The 19,112-nt window shown below is 29.9% G+C and carries 20 protein-coding genes, 1 pseudogene and 1 other annotated feature; of the genes and pseudogenes, 14 read left to right on the top strand and 7 right to left on the bottom strand.

Annotated features, from left to right (window positions below):
• The first annotated feature begins 3 nt into the window (after positions 1-3).
• The 3 genes and pseudogenes from LGK95_RS11110 to LGK95_RS11100 form a co-directional block, all read left to right on the top strand.
• Positions 4-702, top strand: coding sequence for a LytR/AlgR family response regulator transcription factor (locus LGK95_RS11110; RefSeq protein WP_226124856.1), 699 nt, complete (start codon positions 4-6; stop codon positions 700-702).
• 220 nt (positions 703-922) lie between these two features.
• Complete coding sequence (locus LGK95_RS11105) at positions 923-2,359, top strand: carbon starvation CstA family protein (RefSeq protein ID WP_226124855.1); 1,437 nt, start codon at positions 923-925, stop codon at positions 2,357-2,359.
• A 180-nt stretch (positions 2,360-2,539) separates the two neighbouring features.
• A pseudogene (locus LGK95_RS11100) lies at positions 2,540-2,920 on the top strand (cation:dicarboxylate symporter family transporter); the annotation flags it as partial.
• Between the two features lie 119 nt (positions 2,921-3,039).
• Here the strand turns inward: LGK95_RS11100 and LGK95_RS11095 are convergent.
• Positions 3,040-3,219, bottom strand: a complete 180-nt coding sequence (locus LGK95_RS11095) for an asparagine synthase (RefSeq protein ID WP_226124854.1) — start codon at positions 3,217-3,219, stop codon at positions 3,040-3,042.
• 243 nt (positions 3,220-3,462) lie between these two features.
• Here LGK95_RS11095 and LGK95_RS11090 point away from each other — a divergent pair, with 243 nt between their 5' ends.
• Positions 3,463-3,624: a hypothetical protein gene (locus tag LGK95_RS11090; protein WP_226124853.1), complete on the top strand. Its 162-nt coding sequence runs from the start codon at positions 3,463-3,465 to the stop codon at positions 3,622-3,624.
• 278 nt (positions 3,625-3,902) lie between these two features.
• Here LGK95_RS11090 and LGK95_RS11085 read toward each other — a convergent pair whose 3' ends face one another.
• Both LGK95_RS11085 and LGK95_RS11080 read right to left on the bottom strand, forming a co-directional pair.
• Entirely contained in the window at positions 3,903-4,316 is a 414-nt protein-coding gene (locus tag LGK95_RS11085; protein ID WP_226124852.1) for a hypothetical protein, read from the bottom strand.
• Positions 4,317-4,461: 145 nt separating this feature from the next.
• A complete protein-coding gene (locus LGK95_RS11080; RefSeq protein WP_226124851.1) occupies positions 4,462-5,016 on the bottom strand; it encodes a hemerythrin domain-containing protein in 555 nt (184 codons plus the stop codon).
• Between the two features lie 343 nt (positions 5,017-5,359).
• Here LGK95_RS11080 and proB point away from each other — a divergent pair, with 343 nt between their 5' ends.
• From proB to clpA, 6 genes are all read left to right on the top strand, one after another.
• Positions 5,360-6,166 (top strand): glutamate 5-kinase, encoded by an 807-nt coding sequence (gene proB, locus LGK95_RS11075; RefSeq protein WP_226124850.1) that lies wholly within the window; start codon positions 5,360-5,362, stop codon positions 6,164-6,166.
• Between the two features lie 88 nt (positions 6,167-6,254).
• Entirely contained in the window at positions 6,255-7,511 is a 1,257-nt protein-coding gene (locus LGK95_RS11070) for a glutamate-5-semialdehyde dehydrogenase (protein ID WP_226124849.1), read from the top strand.
• Positions 7,512-7,562: 51 nt separating this feature from the next.
• On the top strand, positions 7,563-8,105 hold the full coding sequence (locus tag LGK95_RS11065; protein WP_226124848.1) for an NUDIX domain-containing protein: 543 nt from the start codon (positions 7,563-7,565) through the stop codon (positions 8,103-8,105).
• Positions 8,106-8,487: 382 nt separating this feature from the next.
• Positions 8,488-8,868 (top strand): hypothetical protein, encoded by a 381-nt coding sequence (locus LGK95_RS11060; protein ID WP_226124847.1) that lies wholly within the window; start codon positions 8,488-8,490, stop codon positions 8,866-8,868.
• Positions 8,869-9,170: 302 nt separating this feature from the next.
• A complete protein-coding gene (locus LGK95_RS11055) occupies positions 9,171-9,488 on the top strand; it encodes an ATP-dependent Clp protease adaptor ClpS (RefSeq protein WP_226124846.1) in 318 nt (105 codons plus the stop codon).
• Between the two features lie 2 nt (positions 9,489-9,490).
• A complete protein-coding gene (gene clpA / locus LGK95_RS11050) occupies positions 9,491-11,788 on the top strand; it encodes an ATP-dependent Clp protease ATP-binding subunit ClpA (RefSeq protein ID WP_226124845.1) in 2,298 nt (765 codons plus the stop codon).
• Between the two features lie 33 nt (positions 11,789-11,821).
• Here the strand turns inward: clpA and LGK95_RS11045 are convergent, their stop codons facing one another.
• The 3 genes from LGK95_RS11045 to LGK95_RS11035 form a co-directional block, all read right to left on the bottom strand.
• Positions 11,822-12,607 (bottom strand): flagellar motor protein MotB, encoded by a 786-nt coding sequence (locus LGK95_RS11045; protein WP_264174534.1) that lies wholly within the window; start codon positions 12,605-12,607, stop codon positions 11,822-11,824.
• Entirely contained in the window at positions 12,607-13,395 is a 789-nt protein-coding gene (locus tag LGK95_RS11040; RefSeq protein WP_226124844.1) for a flagellar motor protein, read from the bottom strand. Before LGK95_RS11040 ends, LGK95_RS11045 begins: the two co-directional genes overlap by 1 nt.
• Positions 13,396-13,682: 287 nt before the next feature.
• Positions 13,683-14,051, bottom strand: coding sequence for a VOC family protein (locus tag LGK95_RS11035; protein ID WP_226124843.1), 369 nt, complete (start codon positions 14,049-14,051; stop codon positions 13,683-13,685).
• Positions 14,052-14,318: 267 nt separating this feature from the next.
• On the opposite strand from LGK95_RS11035, the gene LGK95_RS11030 reads away from it, so the two are divergent.
• From LGK95_RS11030 to asnS, 4 genes are all read left to right on the top strand, one after another.
• A complete protein-coding gene (locus LGK95_RS11030) occupies positions 14,319-15,053 on the top strand; it encodes an MBL fold metallo-hydrolase (protein WP_226124842.1) in 735 nt (244 codons plus the stop codon).
• A 235-nt stretch (positions 15,054-15,288) separates the two neighbouring features.
• A complete protein-coding gene (locus LGK95_RS11025) occupies positions 15,289-16,152 on the top strand; it encodes a YitT family protein (RefSeq protein ID WP_226124841.1) in 864 nt (287 codons plus the stop codon).
• 125 nt (positions 16,153-16,277) lie between these two features.
• Entirely contained in the window at positions 16,278-16,526 is a 249-nt protein-coding gene (locus tag LGK95_RS11020) for a hypothetical protein (protein ID WP_226124840.1), read from the top strand.
• 290 nt (positions 16,527-16,816) lie between these two features.
• Positions 16,817-17,088: a binding site (T-box leader), on the top strand.
• 63 nt (positions 17,089-17,151) lie between these two features.
• The gene (asnS, locus tag LGK95_RS11015; RefSeq protein WP_226124839.1) at positions 17,152-18,543 is read left to right on the top strand and encodes an asparagine--tRNA ligase; all 1,392 of its coding nucleotides are present in this window, start codon (positions 17,152-17,154) and stop codon (positions 18,541-18,543) included.
• Positions 18,544-18,726: 183 nt separating this feature from the next.
• Here the strand turns inward: asnS and LGK95_RS11010 are convergent, their stop codons facing one another.
• Entirely contained in the window at positions 18,727-18,897 is a 171-nt protein-coding gene (locus tag LGK95_RS11010) for a DUF362 domain-containing protein (RefSeq protein ID WP_226124838.1), read from the bottom strand.
• Positions 18,898-19,112: the final 215 nt, after the last annotated feature.

The following is a 19,112-nucleotide window of genomic DNA, read 5'->3' as shown; positions in this document are numbered from 1 at the left end:
TATGTGAACTGTATTATCGTTGATGATGAATATCCGTCACGAGAGGAACTAAAGTATTTCATAAATAATTTTAGTAATATTAAAATAATGGATGAATTTGATGATTCGATTATTGCACTAGAATATATTGAAGCAAATAAACCGGATGTTATTTTTTTGGATATTAATATGCCCAAACTAGATGGAATGGCATTAGGTAAAATTATTAGTCACTTCACCAAACGTCCATTTATCATTTTTATTACTGCGCATAAAGATTACGCTGTAGATGCATTTGAAATTGGAGTTTTTGATTATGTATTGAAGCCATATTCGGAAGAACGTATAGTTAGTGTATTAAAAAAGATAGAGAGTTTGGAGAAAAAAAGCGTAAATAAAAAAATAACCCTTTGGAAAGATAGTAAGATGATGGTAAGGAATATAATTGATATTGATTATTGTGAAGCAAACGAACGAGAAACATTAATTTATATTAAAGGTATGCAATACAATATAAATTGTAGTATCTCAGATTTCTATAAAAAACTTCCAAAGGAATTTTTTTTTAGAAGTCATAGATCATACATTGTAAATACTGATAAAATAACGGAAATAATTCCATGGTTTAACAATACCTTTATGTTGAAATTGCAAGATGAGAAAGTAGATGTTCCAGTAAGTAGAAATAATATAATTCAGTTTAAACAAATAATGGGCATATAAAAACACTAAATGTGTTTTATTATTTTCCATAAATGAAACCACACTTAATTAATATAAATAAAATATATTTTAAAATCATATATTCAAACACTGACAAAGTAATGGTATGGTTATGTAGGAGCACTTCATGTAGTTTTTTTGTTTCTTCATGTATGAAATCGTATTCAAATCCTATAATATATACTATAATAAAGATATTATATTACTAGGAGGGGTTCAAATGGTATCGTTTATTGTAGCAATTATAGCTCTTATAGCAGGATATTTTATTTATGGTACAATTGTAGAAAAAGTTTTTGGTGCAGATGAAACAATAAAAACTCCAGCAATAAGGCTAGCGGATGGTGTAGATTTTGTTGAGATGCCTCAATGGAAGATTTTCTTAATCCAATTTTTAAATATTGCAGGCTTAGGCCCTATATTTGGTGCAATTGCAGGTGCAATGTGGGGTCCAGCAGCATTTTTGTGGATTGTCTTTGGATGTATCTTTGCAGGAGGAGTTCATGATTACTTTTCAGGTATGTTATCAGTAAGGCATGATGGTGCAAGTATTCCTGAAGTTGTAGGAAAATATCTTGGTAAAGGTTTTAAAAACTTTATGAGAGTGTTTTCAGTGATAGTTCTAATACTTGTAGGAGTGGTTTTTGTAACTGGGCCAGCTGGAATATTAAAAAGTTTGACAGGGCTAAATTTACAAATGTTAATATATATAATATTTGCATATTATATACTAGCAACAATGGTTCCAATAGATAAACTAATTGGAAAAATATATCCTATATTCGGTTTTTGTCTATTAATAATGGCAGTGGGTATTGCTGGTGCCTTAATTTTTGGAAGAATGCCTATACCAGAAGTAACAATATCTAATTTGGTTAATATGCATTCAAACCCAGGCAAGAATCCAATATTCCCAATGCTTTTTATAACTATTGCGTGTGGTGCTATTTCAGGTTTCCATGCAACACAATCACCTTTAATGGCAAGGTGTATATCTAACGAGAAACAAGGTAAAAGTATATTTTATGGTTCAATGATAGTAGAAGGTATAGTTGCATTAATATGGGCAGCTGCAGCAATGAGCTTCTTTGGAGGAGTGCCTCAGTTAAATGCTACTATGGCATTGCCGGGTCATACAGCTGCATGGGTAGTAAATGAGTCCTCAATTAGTTTACTTGGAAAAGTTGGTGGTGTCTTAGCAATACTCGGTGTTGTGGCTTGCCCTATAACTTCTGGTGACACAGCATTTAGAAGTGCAAGATTAACTATAGCTGATGCACTTAAATTTAATCAAGGTCCTATCAAAAATAGATTTTTAATTAGTTTTCCATTGTTTTTTATTGGGTTCATATTAACTAAAATGGACTTTGCAATAATATGGAGATACTTTGGATGGTCTAATCAAACTTTGGCTACAATTGTATTATGGACAGCTGGCATGTATATGGTTAATATAGGTAAGAAACACTGGATGGCAACGGTGCCAGCTACATTTATGACAGCAGTATGTACTTCATACATTTTAATTGCTCCAGAGGGTTTTCAGCTTTCTGAAAGTATTTCATTCACTATAGGAATACTCGGAGCAATTGTAGCAATGATAATTTTCTTAATTGCTGCGAAAAAGGTTCAAGTCAAAAACAATGTAAATATGTAGACTTTTACTAATAGTACGTTAATTCTAATTTTAAAGGCTGTAAACATAAATATTATGTTTACAGCCTTTATTTATTTATATTTTTTTAAATTTTACTGTTGATCATTACAAGTTCTAATTTACCGATTAAGTCAAAGGGATGTCTACTATATATAACAATATATGAATATAGAGGGATAGTGTGCTAAAACAGATGGGGTTTCTGAAGACATTGCAGATTTTGTAATACCACTATGTGCAACTATACATTTAGCTGGAGATACAATAGCATTAGTTATTGCATCAATGGGAGTAATGCTATTATCAGGGAATACTCCAACTATTTCAATGATGGGACCATTCATATTAATGTTAGGTATAACAATGGTTGCAGCACCCGGAATACCAGGTGGTGGCGTAATGGCAGCACTAGGATTATTAGAAAAAATGCTAATGTTTAATCCAGCTCAACTTGGGCTTATGATTGCAATTCACTTTGCTCAAGACAGCTTTGGAATAGCAACAAATATAACTGGTGATTGTGCTATCTCAATGGTAGTAGATAAAGTATCAAAAAAATAAGTAAAATAATAAAAAACTGATTAGAATCTAGATTCTAATCAGTTTTATTTTATGCTAATTTATTGTGATTTTAAAAGTTTTAGATACTTTTTGTGATTGGAAAAAAACTAAATAAGCTATTATTTTTTGTGCTCAACAAGATCTATTGCTCCTAGAACAATGTGAGCGAGTCCAAATCCAATAACACCTGCTTCAATCATAGGGAGCATATTTTTCTTTTTCATATTACCTTTTGAAAATGATGCTCCGGCAGCACTAACAACGGTACCTAAGATAGTTGGAATTAATCCTTCACGCATATTAAAAGACCTCCTATTTAATATTATGTTAGTATCTTTTACAAATACTAAGTTATTGATACTGCAAAACATATAACATATATACTATTTATAATTAATTATGGTTTTTAATGTATATAAATTTAATGTTCATATTTTAAATTGATTTTTTAGAATAAAAGTTATCTTCTAGGTAAAAATAAAATATTGTAATAGAACATTACAATATCTTATATAAAATCTAAAGGAGGTAAATAAAAGTTTATGAAGAAAACAAAATTACCAAAAGGCCAGCATGAAGAGGAAGTTGAAAATATAAAAAATTTACTTGAAGAAGGCAAGGGCATGATTGAAATTTTAGACTTAACAAGTCTAAATGAAGAGGAAGTCATACACATTAATGACAAAATTAGAGGAAAAGAATAAATAATAAAATGTGTACGGAATAAATAAATTTAAGGAGGAAAAATAATGGCTAAAAAAGGAATGAGTAGACCTATACCACCAGAAGTTCAAGGGAAAGGCGATAAAAATAAAAAAATGAAACATAATGATGCGAAAAACGTTCCGGTAGTAAATAAATAAAAGAATTATGTTAACATTATTTTAATATGACTAAGAAAAAATAACCACCATGTTGATAATAGCTCAACATGGTGGTTATTTATTATTAGTAATTTAATTGTAATTTTTATTTATGTGGCTTATTCGTATAACCCGAATCCAGTAACAACAATTATATCCCAATCTGTTTCTTCATTTTTAATCCATTTGTATTCAATGCAAAGTTCTTTTAACCAAGCATTAAGGCCACTACTTTTTTTAGATACATTTGGTGATTGTCTACCAAAGTTTTGTTTAATCATTTCAAGTAATTCTAGTTGCTCTTCTTTTCCTAGTTCTGTATCTAGTTTATCTTCTATAACGTCACAGCACATTTCATAACATTTCTTATCATCAACATACAAATCGTCTGCAAGTAATTGTCTCTTATTATTTAAAGTCTGCTGTACGGTACTTATCTCTTGTAAATTTGACAGGTATTTCTTAGCTATGTTCATAGCAGCAATTTCATTATCTATTTTAATTATAGCTCTTTCTAATTTTACGTCTCTCATTTTAATATTCCCACTTTACATTTTTTATTTAGTCATTTACTAAGTCTTTTATCAAATAAATTAGTAAGTATGCTAGTCTATTTTAGAGATAGATAATGACAATAAGATAATTATATCATTAAATCGGTTATGATACAAAAATCCTTTAATTAATTTTAGATTCTAAGTCATTTAATAATTTTAAATATTTATTTTGAACACTATTTTTAGTGGCCTCAGTTTCTACATTAAAGCATTGATTGTCTATATCTTCTAACTGATCCTTACTTAATTTTCTTTGTGCAAAAGTGTAAATAGTGGTATCTTCCTTGTCAATATGTCTGTAGAGTAAGTCAGTGTAAGCTATAGCATTGGCAATTATATCTATTCTCGCGTCGGAATCTCCTGCCTTGAATTTTATTAAGGCTTCTTCAAGATTTCTTATAAAGAGTCTGCCTAAATCATGTTCAACAAGCATTCCCATAATAGGACCATTTGCTATTCGTTCGCCCAAAACCTCACTCATTTTTTTAAACAAAATGACTTCTTCTTTATTATGATGATGTTTATCAGCGTAATTACGTACAAAATCAATAACTTTATAAAAGTCATTGTAATCAACATCTTCATTGTTAAGGGCCTTTATAGAAAATTTACGAGTAAGCGCTAACATTCTTTTTATTGTTTTATGTTCTTCCATCATTAATTCTATAGCATTCATAATTATTCCTCCTAGGGTTAATATTTAATTGAGTAATAAGCCTTAATCATATATTATAATAACAAATTGTATGTATTAATATATTAGCTTATTCAAAAGGGATTATTATATACATACTTACATATTGATAACTATTATTAGTTTTAAATATATCATATCAATTTGTGAAAGTAAGTCACAATTGTTACGTAATATATATAAATGGAAATTTATCATTATATGGTGTAAGATTAGATTACATATAAGTAAAAGTATAAAATATCTTTAAATTTGCATGAAGAATTTTTGATTTATAAAGATGTGAATTTAACAAGAATTTTGCGAGATGAGGGGGAGTGTTTACATGAACAATAGAAAAGAGTATTTAAAAGATGTAACAAGAATTGTGGTAAAGGTAGGAACTTCAACATTAACTCACTCTACAGGCCTATTAAATTATAAACATATTGAGAATCTTATAAGACAATTAGCAGACATACATAATCAAGGAATTCAGGTAGTACTTGTTACATCTGGGGCTATAGGAGCTGGTATGGGGAAACTAGGACATACAATAAGGCCTGAAACAATACCAGAAAAGCAGGCAGCAGCAGCTGTAGGTCAAGGCATTTTGATTCATATGTATGAAAAGTTTTTTTCAGAGTATGGAAAAACTACTGCGCAAATTCTTTTGACAAAAGAGGATTTTGAAGATAAAACAAGATATTTGAATGCTCATAATACATTTTTAATGCTACTCTCTCAAGGAGTTATTCCTGTAGTTAATGAAAATGATGCTGTAATTGTTGACGAAATAATGGTTGGAGACAATGACACATTATCAGCTATGGTTACAAACCTAATAGGCGCAGATTTATTGATAATACTTTCTGATATTGAGGGATTGTACGATGCAAACCCTAAGACAAATCCCAATGCAAAAATGATTTATAATGTATCAGAAATAACCAATGAAATTAAGAAGTCGGCAGAAGGTGCTGGAACAGATCTTGGCACTGGTGGTATGGCAACTAAGATAAAGGCAGCAGAAATTGTGGTAGCCTCAAATGCATCTATGATTATTGCAGAAGGCTCAGTACTTAATGTTATTACTGACATATTAGAAGGAATTGAAATAGGTACTTTATTCCAAAGAACAAATTTACTATAGATGATAAATAATGTAGGGTACATTACTTTAATATAATAAAATAGTAGCAACTGTTATCGACTATAAAGGAAAAAAAGGAGGAGAAATAATGAATTTTGATAATTATATTATAGACATAGGTAGGAAAGCTAAAGATGCTTCTAGAATTATGGTTACGGTTAGTACCATTACGAAAAATGATGCACTCTTAAACATGGCGGAAGCTCTAATAATCAATAAAGACACTATAATAAAAGAAAATATGAAGGATATGGAATTAGGGAGAAAAAATAATTTATCCCTTGCTATGCTAGATAGGTTAATGATTAATGACCAGAGAATTGAGAAAATGGCTGAGGGTCTTAAAAATGTTGCAAATTTGCAAGATCCAATTGGAGAAGGAATAAAAAGATGGAAAAGACCAAATAACTTAGATATTTCTATGGTAAGAGTACCACTCGGAGTTATAGGTATGATATATGAATCAAGGCCTAACGTAACTGTAGATGCAGCAGCTTTATGCATAAAGGCAGGAAACTCAATAATACTTAGAGGCGGGACAGAGGCTATAAATACTAATAAGGCTTTAGCGAGTGTTATTATTGAAGCTGCCACTTTGGTAGGGCTTCCAGAAGGATGCATTCAGCTTATTGATAAGGTGGATAGAGAATTAGTTAATAAATTAGTTAAGATGAATGAGTATGTAGACGTTATTATTCCAAGAGGTGGCAAGGGACTTAAAAAAGCCATTATAGCAAATGCTACTGTACCAGTAATTGAAACGGGGTCAGGTATTTGTCATATATATGTGGATGAAGATGCAGATTTAAATATGGCACAAGAAATTATAATTAATGCTAAAACTCAAAGACCAGGAGTGTGTAATGCAGTTGAAACAGTGCTTGTTCATAAAAATGTTGCGGGCGCATTCCTACCTAAACTCTCAAAAAAACTTTATGAATTAGGTGTAGAAATTAGAATATGTGAGAAAGGAATAGGAATTATACAAGGCGCTAAAGCAGCAACAGACGCTGATTGGGCTACTGAGTATTTAGATTTAATACTTTCAATCAAAATTGTTAATTCAATGGATGATGCTATTAATCATATCTTTGAATATGGGACAAAACATTCAGAGGCCATAATCACTAATAATTACACAAATTCCCAGAGATTTTTAAGGGAAGTTGATGCTTCTTGTGTATATGTGAATGCATCTACAAGATTTACTGATGGTGCGGAATTCGGGTTTGGGGCAGAGATAGGCATAAGCAATCAAAAACTTCATGCTAGAGGTCCGATGGGACTTGTACAACTTACAACTACAAAATATCTTATATATGGTGATGGGCAAGTTAGAAAGTAAAGATCAATTTAAAGCAAAATGCAAATATAGTCTTGGAAAGGGATTTAATTTATGGAGTTAATAACTGAAATATATGAAGAGCATATCGGATATGCAAAATCTGATTTAGAAAAGCTATACAAAGTTAGAAAAGCATCAAGGGCAGTTTTATTTAATAGTTTAAATCAAATTGCATTTCCTTTTGTATCTAAAAATATGTATCATAAATTACCCGGTGGTGGTATTGAGAAGGGTGAGAGTATCATTGAAGCTCTAAATCGTGAAGTTATGGAAGAAGTAGGAGCGAAAATAGATATTATATCGGAAATAGGTACTATTATTGAATACAGAGATAGATTTAAGCAACTGCAAATATCTTATTGCTTCCTAGCAAAGGTTAAGGAAATAGTAGATAGCCCGTCTTTTACAAAAGAAGAGTTAGATGCTGGTTTTCAGTTAAAGTGGATGAAGTTTGAAGATGCCATTGCAACTATTGAAAATGATAAACCGACTGATTATATGGGGAAATTCATTCAGAAAAGAGATTTAGCATTTTTGACAAAAGCTAAAGAAATTATAGGTAAAGAGGCATTGGCAATATGTCAGGAAAAATAAATAACTATAAAATAAGCAGGGATATCTTTCTCTGCTTATTTTAGCCTTTAAAATTGATTTTTGTACATATTCTTAAACATTCTGAGCATCCCTTAATTGTATTTGGAATGGATAAATTATATAAATTTATAAAAAGTTATATTGAATAGAATTCATTGTATATATAAATATACGTATATATGAATAATTATTCAAGATAATACACATAAATATTATCTTGAATATTAGCATCTTATAATAATAATACTATATAATGGCTTGTATAAACACTTCTAAGCTTTAATAAAATATTATACCTGTCTATTGACTTATGCATTAAAATACAATATAATGTATATATACAAGCGAATATTTTATTCTATTAATTTAGGAGGTAATATAAATGTCAAATATTCAACTATTTCAATCAAAAAAAGAATTAGTAGGTTTTATATCTGAATATCTCATTAAGCATGATGATACTATAGCAATTATAAAGAATGATTTAAGAAAAGATGTAATTAAATCATTATTAATAAATGAAGATTTTAATATTTTTAAAGACCTTTCTGATATAGATGAAAATGTATTATTTTTAATAAAGACTGGTGATAAAAAAGAGAAAAATCTAAGTCTTAAAATTTGTGATGCACATAATCAAAAAACTAAAGCCTTTAAAATGGTGGATATTGACAATATATTACTTGTAGATGGCTTAATTACCGAGGATGAAGCTGGGAGTATCACATACTATAAAGAAATAACTAAAATGAGATTACAATAAATTTGTTAATTAAACTTGAAAACATTATAGAAGATAAAAAAATATATTAAAATAGTTAAACTCCAAGATATCTTGGGGTTTTTGTTATTTTAAAACAAGGTTTTAGAGAAAATAAATAAATGAATTATAAATACTAGTAATTTTTTAAGTTTAATATTTGTAATTGCAGTAATATATAAATAAGTAGGATATAATAGTCTTTAAGTAATGTGAATAAAATTTAATAGATTAGTAATTTTTTAAAATGATTTAACATAAAATGATTTAACATAAATTTAATTAAAACAGTGAGGTATTTAATTATGTCAGAAAAAAGGACTTCCAATGAAGAAATAAGTATTAAAGAAAAAGCAGAAACGAAAATTAAGAAACCTAATAAATACATGGTGATTATTCATAATGATGATTATACAAGTATGGATTTTGTTGTTCAGGTTTTAGTTGGGGTTTTTAAAAAACAGGTTGTGGAAGCCACAAGAATTATGTTTGATGTTCATAAAAAGGGTAATGGTATTGCAGGAATATACAGCTATGATGTAGGTCTTACAAAAATAAATCAAACTATGCAGATGTGTGAGGAAAGTGGATTTCCATTGAAACTAACCTTAGAAGAGGAGTAATTATGCAATTAGATAATATAGTAAATGAGATTATTACTGCAGCTTATAATGAAGCTCAGATGTCAAATCATGAATACTTTACACCAGAACATATTCTATATGCTTCTCTATTTTTTGAAGAGGGTATGGAAATAATTGAGAACAGTGGTGGGAGTGTTAAAAGACTTAAAAACCAAATAAATAAATATTTAAAAGAAAACGTAGAAATTGTTGAAGATACAGAACCAATTCAAACAGTTGGAATTCAAACCATATTATCAACAGCCGCAGATCACGTTATGCTCTCAGGGAAAGATCTGGTTACGATAGGTGATGTGATTGTAGCTATTTATGATGATGAGGAAAGCTTTGCTTCTTATTTTTTGAGGGAACAGCAAATAAAGAGGAGAGATCTTCTTAATTATATGGCGCATGGTATATCTGTTGTAGATACTTTTGACTTTGGTAGAGCAGCGAATCACGAGGGTGAAGAACCAGTAAGTTTTACTGAAAATGAAGAGGATATAGAATATTCATATGAGGAGGAAGCAAGCAACCCTACTGGGAAAGAAAATTTTCTGAGCAACTTTACTGTGGAGTTAACAGAAAAAGCTAGCAAAGGAGAAATGGATCCTCTTATTGGGAGGCAAGATATTTTGCTCAGAACACTTCAAGTATTATGTAGGAGACTTAAGAATAATCCTGTACACGTAGGGGAACCTGGAGTTGGTAAAACCGCTATAACAGAGGGTCTAGCACAATTGATTGTGGAAAATAAGGTGCCGAAGTTACTACAAGGGAGTAAAATATATTATTTGGATATGGGCTCGCTTCTCGCAGGTACAAAGTATAGAGGAGATTTCGAAGAACGTATTAAAAAAGTGTTAAGTGAGATTAGTAAGGAAGATAAACCTATAGTATATATAGATGAAATTCATACTATAGTTGGAGCAGGTGCAGTTTCAGGTGGGTCTATGGATGCTTCAAATATCTTAAAACCTTTTCTTGCCGATGGTAAGGTAAGGTTTATTGGAGCAACAACTTATGATGAATATAAGAAGCATTTTGAAAAAGATAGCGCATTAGCTAGAAGATTTCAAAAGATTGAAGTGCCAGAGCCTTCCATTGAGGATACTTTTGATATTCTTATGGGACTCAAGGATAAATATGAAGCTTATCATAAGGTTCAATACGAAGAGAAAGCTTTAAAAACAGCAGTACAATTGTCTAGTAAGTATATTAAAGATAGATTTCTTCCAGATAAAGCTATAGACATTATGGATGAAGCAGGTGCTTATGCGAGGCTATTTGCTGGGGATAATGAAGAAACTATTATTATTACAGCTAATGCAGTTGAAAAAATAGTAGCTACAATCGCAAAGATTCCAGAACAAAGTGTATCAAATAATGAAGCAGATACATTAAAAAATCTAGACACTAACTTGAAGAAACAAGTTTTTGGGCAAAGCACAGCAATAGACACATTAGTAAGAGCTATAAAGAGATCTAGGGCAGGTTTTAATGAAGAAGATAAGCCAATAGCATCTCTCCTTTTTGTGGGTCCTACAGGAGTTGGAAAGACAGAAATAAGCAAGCAATTATCAAAAAGCTTAGCTATTCCGCTTATAAGATTTGATATGAGTGAATTTCAGGAGAAACATACTGTCGCAAGACTTATAGGTGCACCACCAGGATACGTAGGATATGAAGAAGGGGGATTATTAATTGATTCTATTAAAAAGAATCCATATTGTGTTCTACTTCTAGATGAAATAGAAAAAGCTCATCCTGATATATTTAATGTGTTACTTCAAGTTATGGATTATGCAACACTTACAGATAATACTGGCAAGAAGGCTGACTTTAGAAATGTTATATTAATAATGACTTCTAATGCTGGTGCAAGGGAGGCTAGTAAACATATAATTGGTTTTGGAGACAGAACAGGGTCAGGGGAAGCAATATCTAAAGAAGTGGAACGAGTATTCTCACCAGAATTTAGAAATAGATTAGATAATATAATTGCATTCAATAAAATTGATAAAATTATGGCTCTTGAGATAGCTAAGAAAGCAATGAAACAGTTTGAAGAAAAACTTTTAACTAAGAATATAAAATTAAAAGTTACAGAAAATTTATATACTTGGTTAAGTAAAAAAGGATTTTCAGAGGCTTATGGTGCTAGAGAGATTAACAGAGTAGTGCAACAAGAAATAAAGACTTACTTTGTAGATGAAGTGTTGTTTGGAGACCTTAGCACAGGCGGTAGTGCAACAATTGATATTGTTGATGATAAACTTAAAATAATTAAAGAAAATTAATAAAAGATGTTGCTAATAAAATAGCAACATCTTTTATTTAATAACTTCTGTTTTTGAGAATAGGCTACTTAATATTATAATATCTACAGTTCTATTCTTAGCTTTTCCGGCTGTGGTACTATTAGATGCAATTGATCTATTTTCTCCATAGGCTACTGAGGATATCCTTTTAGGATTGATTCCAGATTGTGAAATAAGTAATTCTGTTACGTTAGTTGCGCGAATCGCAGAAAGCTGCCAGTTTGAGCTAAATTCATTATTGCTAATAGGAGTACTATCTGTGTGCCCTTCTATTCTTATATAATTATTAACTTTGTTAAGCATTTTACCTATGCTAATTAACTTTTTAGAAGAGACATTTATAACATCTGCTTTACCGACATCAAAGAGCAGTGTACTCTTAAGACTTACAGCAAGCCCTCTTTCGTCTATTTTAGTGGATACACTACTACTTAGACCATTTTTTTTCAAATAGTTGTCCACATTTTGTTTAATAGCTTCCATTTTGTTTTCTTCTAATGCCTTAGTTGTAGCTGTTGCTTTGGCATTAGATGTTGTATTATCAACTACTGTAGTTTTTGAAGTTGTTGTACCACTGGAATCTAAAATACTTACACCTGATTGATCTCCAATAATAGATTTACCACTACCACCATCAAAAGCTGAATTAAGTGATTGGGATAGCTGTTTGTACTTAGTTGCATCAACAGTACTTGATGCATACATAATAACAAAAAAAATCATAAGTAAAGTTATCAGATCTGAATAAGTTAAAAGCCATCGATCACCATTGGATTCTTTTTCCTCTCGCTTTTTCATTATTGTATTCCCTCATTATTTATTTCATCAAATCTTTTTATTTGTTTCTTATCTAGGAACCCTTTTAACTTTTCTGCTAGTATATTAGGATTTGCACCTTCTTGCATAAGAAGAACAGCTTCTATTATTAGTTGCTTTTCTTTAGTTTCTTCATTATTTAAATCCTTTAATCTTGCTCCCAAAGGAAGAAATATTAAATTTGCAGACCCAACACCATAAAGGGTAGCTATAAATGCAACGGCGATTTTCTCTCCTAAAACAGATGGGTCAGCGAGGTTACTTAAAACTTGAACTAGACCCATAACTGTACCTATAACACCCATAGTAGGTGCAAATCCACCTGCTGATTCAAAAATTGCAGCATTTTCTTTATGCCTATCATAGGTTGATTCAAGTTCGAACTCTAATATAGTTTTTACCATTTGAGGGTCTACTCCATCTACAACTAGTTGCAAACCTTTTTTCATAAAGGGGTCTAATTCATCTGTTATTTCAGCTTCAATACTAAGTAAACCCTCTTTTCTAGTTTTAAAGGATAATTGCTTAAAATAGTTAACAATTTCTACTAAGTCTTTTTCTTTAGCTGTAAATATAATTTTAAGCATTGCTGGAATATTTTTTAATTTTTTTGGTGAGGTTCCGAGACCTACAGATCCAATAGTACCTCCAAAAACGATTATAGCAGCACTGCCAGCTGCAAGCATAGTAGGGCTTCCACCTTCTAAAATGAATGCACCAATCATTGAACCAAAACTTACTACTAAAAATATAATTGAAAAAATATTCATAAAATCCTCCTAATATGCAATTCACATAATACTAAATGCAATATAATAAATAAAATAATATCATATAATAATCTTCGAACAAAATAACTTTTTATTTAGTGTTTTTATGAAAAAATCATTAAAGTTCGGTTAACTAGTAATCATTATTATAATAAATTATTATAATGATAGTTATTTAAAACATTGTAATAACTACGATGAATTGGACATACTTATTAAGGACCCATTTACTATCTTAAGAATGGGCCCTTAATTTCAATTATTCATATTTATAAAATAATACATTACTATTTTCTTGGTATAACTTCTGTCCAGTAACCGTCAGGATCCATAATAAAGTATATTCCCATAGGCTTATTTTCAAAGCATATGCATCCCATTTTTTTATGATACTTGTAGGCTTCATCAAAATCATCTGTAACTACAGCAAGATGAAATTCATTTTCACCTAAATTATAAGGCTCAGTTCTATCATTCATACAAGTAAGTTCTAACTTATGTTTAGTTGCTTCATCACCTAAAAATACAAGAGTAAAACTATTATCGTCTGGATGAAATCTTCTAGTTTCTACAAATCCTAAAGCATTTTTGTAAAATTCCACGCTTTTTTCTAAATCTAATACATTTATGTTATTATGGTCAAAAGAAAACTTCATTTAATATAACCACCTTTGTAAATATTTAATATATCTCATATATCATATCCTCATTATATGCTTACTTGATATTTTATTCATACAATCCTAAAAATAAAAATACTATTTATAATGTATTTGTATGTACATAGATCTATGTTCATATATAATTTAATTATAGCATTATAAAATGGGGGTAAATTTATAGACATTTAAAGTTTTAATATTATACCTGTTTAATATAATTTCAACTAAATTAAATTTTTATATTGCAAAGGAGAGAAAATTATGCGAAAAGAAGAAGCGAAAATATATTATATATTCCATAGTGGGTTTGCTATTAAAACTAAAAGTCATTTTTTGATATTTGATTATTATAGAGAACCGCTAAATAACAAAAACAATAAAAAGTCAGTAGTTTTATCACCTGAAAATATTAAAAAAATGGAAAACGTTTATGTGTTTTCATCACATAGTCATGAGGATCATTTTAATTCTAAAATATTGGACTGGGAGAAATATAACGATAATATACAATATATACTTAGCAGTGACATACAAACTGATAAAAATAAGCGAAATTATTCGTTTATAGAAGAAGGCCAGGAAAAATTAATTGATGATGTTTATATAAAAGCTTATGGTTCAACAGACATTGGAATATCGTTTTTAGTAAAGGTGGATGGACTAACTGTTTTTCATGCCGGAGATCTTAATTGGTGGCACTGGAAAGAAGATAGTCTAAAGGAACAATCAGTAGCTGAGTCTGCATTTAAAGATAAGATAGAGAAGTTAAAAGAAGAAAAATGTATAGATATAGCATTTTTCCCTGTAGATCCAAGACTTGAAGAGTTTTATTATATAGGTGTTGAGTACTTTGGAAAAAACATTCATCCAAACCTACTTGTACCAATGCATTTTGGAAATGATTTATCAAAAACTAAAGACTTTTTAAGTAGAATGAAAAAAATTAATATAAATGCAGTTGAAATAACTCATAATGGTCAAGAAATAATATATTAAAAAAACATTTTAATATACTTGGATAAATATAGTGATTTATGTCTATAATTTAAATAACCAAATAAAAAAGCATCACATGCTGTATTTTTTAGTCCCCCTAAACTAATATTGCATGTGATGCTTTTTATATGCAATTAATTGTTTGAAAATAGTATAAGATATTTATATTTACATAACCTGAAAATTGTGATAACTTTACTAAAGAAAGTTGAAATAAGGAAGTAGGCTAGAGTAAATGAGACGAGAAACTAAAAATGAAAATATTATTAATTATATTTATATTATTGTTGGAACTACAATACTCGCAGCTGGTGTTAATTTGTTTTTTGCAAGGTTAAAATTAGTAACAGGCGGACTATCAGGTCTTGCTATTGTTATTCAATATATTATGAAAAAGCATTACGAAATTGAAATACCATTGTGGTTTACAAATATTGCGGTAAATATACCGCTTCTTGCTATAGCTATAAAGCTTAAAGGGAGAAAATTTGTAGGTAAATCATTGTTTGCAGCAGCATATTTATCTTTTGCATTATTTTATACGCAATTCATACCTGCTCCAAATGTAGATCTTTTATTAGCTAGTATATTTGGTGGGGTATTTGTTGGTACAGGCTTAGGTCTTGTATTAAGAGCATCTGCAAGTACTGGTGGGACTGATTTAGCGGCAAATATTATAAAGGTTTATTTGCAAAGCGTACCAATAGCAAAAATAATATTAGTAATTGATTCAAGTATTGTATTATTAGGTGCTTTTGTATTTGGTGCTCAAAAAGCTATGTATGCAATTATATCAATATTTGTAGTTGCGAAAGTTATAGATAGTATACTTGAGGGAATAAACTTTTCCAAAGCGGTGTTTATTATATCAGATTATTCTAACGATATAGCCGAAATACTAATGAAGGATTTAAATAGAGGTGTTACAGGAATTCATGCTACAGGAATGTATACAAAGGGAAAAAAACAGGTATTGTTCGTAGTAGTTGGTAAAAATGAATTAGTTCCTCTTCAAAAAATGGTTAAAGAAATAGACACTAAAGCATTTATTACTGTTGCTGATGTTAGAGAAGTATTAGGAGAAGGTTTTACTGAATAAAATAAAATGACAAAAACTAATTATATATAAAACATATTAATGCAATATAAAAATTAGGTAACATTTCCAAAGTATATTTCGATGTCTTCATGCACAAACTAGATTTAGAAAGGAAGTGATTATACATGAATGAAAGATTGAATAGCAAACCAATTACATTTGACCATCCAGAAAAACTTACTGAGGGAGTATCTTTAGTAGAAGGTGATGTTACAGCAAAAACATTTATTAACGAAGTTGATGGGAAAGTAAAATCTAACATTGTTATTGAAAATAAGGTTACTGGAGAAATAACTAAAAGAGATGCAGTTATTGGTGAAATAGTTGAAGATGATGTTGACGTTGATGCAGGTGAAATTGACGACGAAGAATAGTTAATTTTTTATTTAATAGTATTGTATTATAATGTTGCTTCAAGCAAAAATATTAAAAACAGCTATTAGTTTCTATATTATGCCCTATAGAGTCAGATGCAATTGTCGACTCTGTAGGGTGTTTTTAATTATTAAGGTTGTGTTAAAATCTAAGTTATCAAAATACCATATATAATTCATTTATAATAATAGATTGTAACGGATATTTGACAATTAATATTAAAAATATTATAATTTAAATGAATATAAAAATTAATTAGTGTTTATACTAATTATCATAGCATTTAGATATAAAGACTATGATGAGAAGAGTAGATATAATAGGTAGTCAAAGCGAGTTGGTGATGGTGAAAGACCAATACGAAGATTATATTAAAGAACATCTCAGAGTTTCTAACCGAAATCATAAGGAGAGTAGGCTTAGACGGGTCCAATCCGTTAATCATTGGATGTATCGAATTATAATTCATATTATTGAATATTAATTTCTGTACTAATTAGAATGGTCATATTTTATGACAAAATGGGTGGCAACGCGAAATTATAGCCTTTCGTCCCTTTATTATTAGGGGATGGATGGCTTTTTTATTATTTAAAAATATAATATTACAAGGAGAGTAAATATATGGAAAAAGTATTGGTAAAACAGATTTATAGGGAAAAAGAAAAATACGCAGACGAAGTAGTGTCAATTTCTGGATGGATAAGAACGTTAAGATCTTCTAAAGCATTTGGTTTTATTGAAGTTAATGATGGAAGTTTCTTTAAAAACATCCAAGTAGTTTTTGAGGAAGAGTTAGAGAATTTTGCAGAAATAGCTAAATTACCTATAAGTTCGTCTTTGACTATAGAAGGAAAATTAGTTGTAACTCCACAGGCAAAGCAACCTTTTGAGATAAAAGCTACTAAAATAGTAATCGTGGGAATGTCAAGTACTGATTATCCTTTGCAAAAGAAGAGGCACTCTTTTGAATATTTAAGAACTATTGCACATTTGAGACCAAGAAGTAATGCATTCTCTGCAGTATTTAGAGTACGTTCACTTACTGCTTTTGCTATTCATGAGTTTTTTCAAAAGAGAGGTTTTGTATACACACATACACCAATAATTACAGGTAGTGATTGTGAAGGCGCAGGAGAAATGTTTAGAATATCTACTCTTGATTTAGCCAATGTTCCATTGGATAAAAATAAAAAAGTAGATTACGCACAAGACTTTTTTGGTAAAGAAACTAGTTTGACAGTAAGTGGACAATTAGCAGCAGAAGCATTTGCTTTAGCTTTTAGAAATGTTTATACATTTGGACCAACATTTAGAGCGGAAAATTCTAACACAGGAAGACATGCAGCAGAGTTTTGGATGATAGAACCTGAAATAGCATTTGCTGATTTAAAAGATGATATGAAACTTGCAGAAGATATGATGAAATACATAATTAAGTATGTTATGGAAAATGCTCCAGAGGAAATGGAATTTTTCAATAGTTTTGTAGACAAAAATTTAATTGAAAGATTAAATAGTGTTGTAAACGCAGAATTTGGGCAGGTGACATATACGAAAGCCGTAGATATTCTACAAAAATCAGGGAAAGAATTTCAGTACCCAGTAACTTGGGGTTGTGATCTTCAAACTGAGCATGAAAGATATTTAACAGAAGAGGTATACAAAAAACCACTATTTGTAACTGATTATCCAAAAGAGATAAAATCTTTTTATATGAGAATGAACGATGATAATAAGACAGTTGCAGCAGCAGACTTACTTGTTCCAGGTATAGGGGAAATTATAGGTGGAAGCCAAAGAGAAGAAAGACAAGATATTCTAGAAGCTAGAATGGAAGAGTGTGGTCTTAATAAAGAAGATTACTGGTGGTATTTAGAACTAAGGAAATATGGTGGTACTAAACATGCTGGTTTTGGATTAGGATTTGAAAGAGCTATTATGTATATTACAGGTATGAGCAACATTAGAGATGTTATCCCATTCCCAAGAACAACTGGGTCTGCAGAATTTTAATAAGACTTATTAATAATTATCAAAAAGACAGTTAAATAGGGTGGAAGTCTCTTAGCTATAGGCTGAGGGATTTTCTTTTTTTTGTTAAATTAAATAATGAAATATATAAATGGATAAAAAAGATACAAGCTACTGGCATATATGTCAGTAGCTTGTATAATAATTATAAATATTATGTTCTAACTAAGCTTCAACTGGAGCGCCTGTAGGACAAACACCTGCACAAGCTCCGCAATCGATACAAGTATCTTCATCTATAACAAATAATGAATCTCCTTGGCTTATAGCGTTAACTGGACATTCAGGTTCGCAAGCTCCACAGCTTACACATGCATCAGTAATTTTATATGACATAATAACCAACCTCCTTTTTAACTAATTTACTACATAATATCATAATTGGGCTAATAAATAAAGAGTTTTTTATAAATAGGATATATTGGAATAAAATCATTAATGAAGGAGTGTTAATAATTTTAATGTACATATGATTTTTTAAAATTTATTAAGTTAAAGTTATATAAGAATGTTGATTTTCGCTTAGATATCAAAAGATGATAAAAGTAAAA

This window comes from Clostridium algoriphilum (assembly GCF_020443705.1).
GTDB lineage: Bacteria > Bacillota > Clostridia > Clostridiales > Clostridiaceae > Clostridium_AD > Clostridium_AD algoriphilum.
The sequence above is the reverse complement of the archived record's forward strand: the minus strand, read 5'-3'. Positions and strand labels throughout refer to the sequence as shown.